The 1780-nt window shown below is 45.5% G+C and carries 2 protein-coding genes; both read right to left on the bottom strand.

Features of this window, described 5'->3' with window-relative positions; all coding sequences use genetic code 11:
- Positions 1 to 382: AcvB/VirJ family lysyl-phosphatidylglycerol hydrolase (locus tag VIP81_RS01200; protein WP_331956650.1), on the bottom strand; the 382-nt coding region annotated here is incomplete at its 3' end.
- Positions 383 to 484: 102 nt separating this feature from the next.
- The coding region (locus VIP81_RS01195; protein WP_331956649.1) for a bifunctional lysylphosphatidylglycerol flippase/synthetase MprF at positions 485 to 1780 on the bottom strand (1296 nt) is incomplete at its 5' end.

The raw sequence follows: 1780 nt of genomic DNA, 5'->3' as shown, positions 1-1780 counted from the left end.
GTACATCTGCCCCCAGGGAATAGCCAATCAGTAAAATACCGTGGTTGCTACCCCACTGCGACTGGTAATATTTAATCAGCGCCGCTACATCTTTTGCAGCCTGCTGCGGGGTTTTCTTGCTCCAGAAATATTTAAGGGCATTCAGTGCCACTACCGGATAGTTCTTCTGATGAAATGATTCTATCACATTGGCAGAAAACTTTTTCATCCCGCCATCACCGGTAATATAAACGATCATCGGCTCGGTAGTACCCGCTGCCGGGGCTTTGATTACCACCGGCAGGTTACTGATCCCGCTTTGTGCACCTGCCTGTAATACGGCCAATAATAATAAACCGCTGATGAGTTTTCCTGCTTTAGATAACATTCCTGATAATAACATACGGCCTGCTGCTTGCAATTGTTAAAGTGAGCCATTAATAGCTGGCGCTAAATTAACGCTTGCCTGTGAAACAAAATCTATTCGGCAATTGTTCGTCCGCAACTACGGTTGCATTACTTTGCTCAGCGCAGAAGGCAGCTGTATCAGGTCAAAATCATGTTCGTATACCAGGTATTTATTAGTCCACTCGGTGGCGTATTTTTCCTTGAACTCCCGTAAACCCTGATAGTGACGGAAGAAACGCAATTTCTCATAAGCGTATTTCACCATTTTCTCCGCCGTGTTTTCAGGTTGAATAATACCAGACATGGGTACCATGCCCAGGTTCAGGAAATGCAGCTCTTTTTGTTGTGCATCCTGGATCAACGCAATGATCAGTGCATCCATTACACCACCTGGCGCATCGGAGCGCTTACGGATAAGATCGTAGGTACATTCTCCCGGCGCATAGTCAGGGATGATATTCAGGAAGGCTACTACCTGCCCGGCCGCATCCGTCACGGTAATAATATCCTGTCCGCGGATACTGTCGGCATCAAAAAGGCCCTGCGAAAAAGTAAGCTCCTTTACTTCATATTGTTGCAGCCATTCATCGCTGACGGACTTCAACGCATCCAACATCGCCGGTGTTTGTGGCGCCGCATGGAAAGTAGTTACATAACCTTTGTTCGCCAAACTATTTAACCCATTGCGCAATGATTTCTTGTCTTTCCCACTCAGGGTAAAATTGCGGATATCCATAATGGCTTCCTGGCCTATCAGCATCTTTTTCTTTTTAAGATGACTGAAATAGTAGGTGCTGTCTTCATCTACACGATAAAAGGCAGGCCGCAGGCCCATCTTCCGGCATTGTTGTTCAAACTCCTGCAGTAAATCGAGTTTGTTATTTTCACTGCATACGGGTTCTTCCAACACAATAGCAAAGCTACCTGCTACCCGGTAAGCAATAAATCCTTCGTACTGATCAGATATAAACAGCAGCTTATCTTGCCCAATCTTGAAGTAGTCCATCGGAGAATCACCATACTGGCTTAGATAGAAACGTGCTTTCTCAAGACTGGTATTGGTTTGCTGTGTTACATGCAGATAAGGACGGATGATAGTATAGAAAAGAAACGCCCATGCACCTACGCCCAATACCCTGATGGCCGACATAAATTCCTGCCCGAAACGGGTTACCGGGTGCAGTCCATCATCTTCCAGCAACATAAAACAGTGGAAAGCATGACGGATGGATTGCTGCCAGGTGAAGTCGATCCCAAAATGACGCACATTCAGAAAATAAAATCCAATGGTGCCAAAAATCAATACCACCAATAAAGTAGCCAACGCTGTTACTACGCCGATATTTACCAGTTGTGGGTTACTTTTTACACGGTATTGTTTGGAGGTGATCAG

The organism is Chitinophaga sp., from assembly GCF_036566945.1.
Lineage (GTDB): Bacteria > Bacteroidota > Bacteroidia > Chitinophagales > Chitinophagaceae > Chitinophaga.
This window is presented reverse-complemented; position numbering and strand designations above follow the sequence as displayed.